The 4,809-nt window shown below is 36.9% G+C and carries 5 protein-coding genes and 1 pseudogene; 3 read left to right on the forward strand and 3 right to left on the reverse strand.

All coding sequences use genetic code 11. The annotated features are described in order from the left end of the window. A pseudogene (locus CI957_RS10130) lies at nucleotides 1-648 on the forward strand (transposase); the annotation flags it as partial. Nucleotides 649-1,061: 413 nt separating this feature from the next. On the opposite strand, the gene CI957_RS10980 reads toward CI957_RS10130, so the two are convergent. From CI957_RS10980 to CI957_RS10140, 3 genes are read right to left on the reverse strand one after another with little or no spacing between them, the layout of a single operon-like run. Continuing rightward, a complete protein-coding gene (locus tag CI957_RS10980; protein ID WP_241646091.1) occupies nucleotides 1,062-1,316 on the reverse strand; it encodes a winged helix-turn-helix domain-containing protein in 255 nt (84 codons plus the stop codon). 21 nt (nucleotides 1,317-1,337) lie between these two features. Further along, nucleotides 1,338-1,796: an ArsR family transcriptional regulator gene (locus tag CI957_RS10985; RefSeq protein WP_241646093.1), complete on the reverse strand. Its 459-nt coding sequence runs from the start codon at nucleotides 1,794-1,796 to the stop codon at nucleotides 1,338-1,340. A 17-nt stretch (nucleotides 1,797-1,813) separates the two neighbouring features. After that, on the reverse strand, nucleotides 1,814-2,203 hold the full coding sequence (locus CI957_RS10140; RefSeq protein WP_241646095.1) for a peptidase domain-containing protein: 390 nt from the start codon (nucleotides 2,201-2,203) through the stop codon (nucleotides 1,814-1,816). Between the two features lie 322 nt (nucleotides 2,204-2,525). Here CI957_RS10140 and CI957_RS10145 point away from each other — a divergent pair, with 322 nt between their 5' ends. Both CI957_RS10145 and CI957_RS10150 read left to right on the forward strand, forming a co-directional pair. Continuing rightward, entirely contained in the window at nucleotides 2,526-3,623 is a 1,098-nt protein-coding gene (locus tag CI957_RS10145; RefSeq protein WP_096712112.1) for a hypothetical protein, read from the forward strand. A gap of 159 nt (nucleotides 3,624-3,782) precedes the next feature. Next, nucleotides 3,783-4,550: a hypothetical protein gene (locus CI957_RS10150; RefSeq protein WP_096712111.1), complete on the forward strand. Its 768-nt coding sequence runs from the start codon at nucleotides 3,783-3,785 to the stop codon at nucleotides 4,548-4,550. Nucleotides 4,551-4,809 lie beyond the last annotated feature (259 nt).

Raw genomic sequence — 4,809 nt, forward strand, 5'->3', positions numbered from 1 at the left:
TGATAGATATGCGGATTATAATCCGCATTACAAATGTAAGATGGATAAGGCACATATCACGATGATTGGTACACTTCCAATCTATATGACACATACAAAGGGTGCTGCAAATGATTCACCCGAATTGAAAAAACACATTGATGTATTGGTAAAAATGGGAGTGGACATCGATACTTATGCACTGGATGGAGGGTATGATTCGTTCAACAATCATGCTGATGTATGGTATAAATTGAAGGCAAAACCTGTTATTGCATATTCTTCTGATTCAAAAGTCCAGAATGAAGGAACAATGAAACGAATCGATCACTGGGTCAATAAGATGTGGAAAATCGTTGGATCGATTCATATGAAGTATGAGAAAAAACTTCGTTTTCTCTATGAAAACGGAAGGAAAAAACAGATCGGGATGCACCTGCGGAATGAGAACATCGAGGATGAGGGATTTGAAGAAGAATATTCAAAAAGAGCAGAATGTGAGAGAATACATAAGAATATAAAATGGACTGTAAAATTTGATGTTAGGGGATGAAGAATGCAAGTAAGGAAATGTATTCGATTATGAAGTTTGTGGCATATCAATTGTTTGTAACTGCGAATTTGCAAAATAAGGTCAAACAAACCAATTCATTTGCAAATTATGTGTGACTTAATATCATCAAATTAGAATGGGAGGAATTATGACCTAATTTGATAATCTCGCAATATTTATGGCATTGGCAGAAAGTATTTATTATGTGACATAGTTAGACATAATGCAACATAATAACGATGTTAGTGGGGTTCAGCAAGTCTTGACGGAATAACTGAAACCCCGTGCCTGGAGGCAAGGTTCGAATTTGTTTTCTGTATGTGATATGTCCTATATTTGGGGGATTATACATTTGGGAAGTTATGTCAAAGAGTAGTTGAGTTGTGGAGAATCTAATAAGGAGCTAATCTTGACACACATAGTTATACCGATTTTTTTGTGCCACTGAATCCTAAGATAGGTTTATTAAGTGCACGGTCTTAATATCTAACACTATGGAACAAACAGACCGGAACCAGCAATTGTTTTCTTAAATCCGCGATTTTCTGGAGAAATCAGATGCCAGCAGGATTTTTTCCAGATATGTCTTGATTTCCGGCTTAATAAAATATCGTTTGTATTTCCCATCGGTCTTGAAATGTACAAATCCTTCATTGCACAGCTCATTAATATGCCAGTGGACGGTGCTTTTAGCCAGATCGAATGCCTGAGTGAGATCTTGATTTGTAATTCCCGGCTTCCTGAATATAGTTATTAAAATGTCTCTCCTCGTATCATTCTGCAAGATGAATACGAGTTTTTCTTTCTAGGTGCATCTGGAAATATTCTCAAAAACCATTACAAATTTCCCCTTTCGGACATATTTTATTTTGTTAAATATCTGAAGCATTTTCAAATGGTACCGGATAGTGCTTCTGTTCAATTTGAGATGTTTTTCAATGTCAGAGATCGTATTTCCGGGGTTAGCGGTTATAAATTTGAAAATTTCATCCCGATTTTGTTTTTTGCAGTTTTGTCTTACTTTTCCGAGCAACAAAGGCAGGAACTTGTAGACAGCTAGCAAGGCGCCCAATAACCCGGAGATATATACTATCTGGAGGGATAACGGGAGTTCCCAGAAAGTCAGGGTGGCGTCATCGCCACCACCTTCATACATACCTCTTTCAGGGCCCGTATATGGAGATACTTCGTAGCCATTTGTACTGGCTAGGGCTGGACTGCAAATGAGTATGAAAAGCAAAAAGAGAGTCCATAAATTCCTCATGACAATGGAAGCAATTTTCAGATATAATAATCTTCTGTACCTGTGACACTATAGCCGTAGACCTCGTGATGCCATGTTCCGATTTCAATTCCATCGGAGTTTGTTATTTCAATGTTAATTCTTCCATCGATGACACCGTCGGAATTGTCATAGAATGTTCCAATTAGCTGGTTGCTTGGAGAGTACACTTTTAATCTGAGTGAGTCGCTTGCATCGCCCCAGTTCAAGTCTATATGATGTAAAGTTGTGTAAGAACTGACTGTTCTACTATGCCAGTTTGTTTCTCCCTGTGTGATGGTCTCAGAAACCCATCTGGGTGTGATCGTAGGGTCTGACTTGACAGGAACTGTGGTATATCCGTTGTCCTGACTGGCAGTAGCTGCGGTAAAAGATACCGACACAAGCATTACTATTAGTAATAATACAATTTTTCTAATCATAAAGTTTCTCCTATGATTCATAATAATTTGTCATGCACAAAAAAGGATATATCTTTTGTGACCATATCGTCGAACTGAAAGAAAACAGTTCGATGATGTGGTTAGAAAATACTTATACTGTCTATCATATAGGATATAATGCAACATCTTAAAGATGTTCGAGGGAAGGGTCATGATCTTACTGCGATGACTGAACCCCATGATCTGGGGCAGAGTTAGGTCTTTAGTTTACACTATATAGGCGTAGCTTTGCCTCTGTGGTTTAGTAAATCAAAGAGGTAAATAAACGATGAAGAAAAGAGATAGCCTTTTGATAGCATGTATTGCTATGGTATTGTGCCTGTGCTTAATACCATCAACAGTGGCTTCAACAGATGAACAAAACAGCACTCCGGTAAAAGATCCTGCCCAGTTAAAAATGGAGGCTTTAGAGGCTGAACTGGGGGAGAAAGGAATGAAAGAAGTTGATGATTACTTGGCATTGCAGAATTCTTTACCGGATGTAGTGAAAAATATGCCGTTCAGAGGACTTGCTTTTGCTGCAACAAATCCTGAAAGTCAAACTATTAAGATGAAATATATTAACAATTTCGACGTTTCTGATAAAGAAAAGGAAGAATATAAAGTTGGACTGCAGGATATCTGGAATAGGTACCCAGATAAGATAACCAAGGATGATTATGGATTTATGGCTGAACTGGGGCCTATGATAGAGAAAGAAGCTTTTAGTGATTATCAAGATATTGGGACGAAATGGACTGCCACCCCCCATAAGGACTTTGCAGAGTATGCTTGTGATGGTTCTTCATATGCATCATATGCAAGAAACAAAGCAGATGATCCCGACGAGTCAGGTTATGAACTTCCAGGATACAGATACTATAATCATTATGAAGATGCTGAAACTGGTATTGGTGGAGCTGCAGGAAGATGCGATGCTTTTGCCGGTACTGCAAAAGTCTATGCTGATAATGCAAACTATGTCGCTGCACATCAAGATTTTGGAATTGCCAGCCATTATATTTCAGATGCTGGAATTCCTTTTCATTCCGCTGGAGCACTTGATCAGTCATTGAATTTTGTAGAAAATCTGTTTAATAGTAATGCACATGATGCTTACGAGAGTTATGTTTATGCCCAGTGGAACTCAGGATATGATTTTGGTGACTATGTCAGTGGTAACAACCAATCTATAACGGTGACAAATCCTGATGAAGCTACTGAAAGCAATGCTGATTTTAGTGCCCAGTATTTCGACTATATATGGGATGAAGTTACTAATGATCCACAAAATTTCGATTCAGACTTATACGTAGGATACTATACAGCTCAATGTGTCCGAGAAACTGCAAAGTATAATCATGGATTGTATGATTACGTTATGTAAGGCTGATATATCACAAATGGGGCTCCCCTAAAAAGCTCATTTGTGACATTAATTCTTTTTTAAAAAATAATGTGAAAGCATCTTGAATTGTATCAAATACAAAATTTATGATGATATAAAGCAATACAATTGTTAAATCCATATGGATAGTGGTTAATAATGAATTTCTTTATTCAATCTATCTCAAAAATTAAAGATAAAATGCCATTTGAATCTCTTCTTTTTGTTATGCAGCATCTATTGTTAATTGCCATTACTTTGACAATAGGCATGATGAGGGGGACAGGGCTTAGTCTTATCCAGAACATGTTTGCTTTGTTGATTACTGTATTAGTTTTTATTCTTTTTTTTATGCCATTGGCCCCCATTATGCAGAATATTTTTCAGAGCAGAACTGATATTAGAAAGGTATCATGCTGCATACCTCTATTAATTGCTGGAATATACCAGACCATGGTGGCTGTGCTAGGATATACTAGGGCCATGGTCTATGAAGCCCACCCGGATTCACTGTTTTATGCCTTATTGTTTCCTATCCAAAGATTTGCAGAAATTGTAATATATTCAAATACTGACCAAATATTCTACATGGGTTTCCCTTATAACCAATTGCCATCACTACTGCTTTATATTGTCATTCTTCCTTATGGTCTGTTTGTTTATTTACTGCCTTCGATAAATTTTGATCTTACAAAAACTACTAAAGAAATAAAGTTAGTTGTTTTGTTGCCAGTTATATGTGTTATTGTTCCCATGATTTTGCATATAGCTAAACTGAAGTTAGGACAGGTCGATGATCTCATGATTCAATTTTTCTGGCTTGAGGTAGTTTCAGACATCAAAATAGCAGGCTTCTTTCTGCTAATGCCTATATTAAGTATATTGTATATCAAACATTACCGCAGATGCAAAGTAACAAAATCATAAGGGACACAATGTCATACAAACCATCTATTAACAAATTGTCAACTGTAGCACTTATAGTTTTGATAATTAATACAATATTATATTATTTAGTTGCCTACTTCCATCCAAACCCTTTAGTGAGATTCTTTGTCATGCTGGCGGAGTGAGTTTTTTGCCGGGCTTTTTATTAAAAATGCTTTTTTTGTAATCAACTTCTAAGCCGGATGTCCGGCACGCCTGCTGATTTATGCCATATCTTTCCTGTAAGAAATAGTTCTAT

The organism is Methanohalophilus sp. WG1-DM (assembly GCF_004104135.1).
GTDB lineage: Archaea > Halobacteriota > Methanosarcinia > Methanosarcinales > Methanosarcinaceae > Methanohalophilus > Methanohalophilus euhalobius.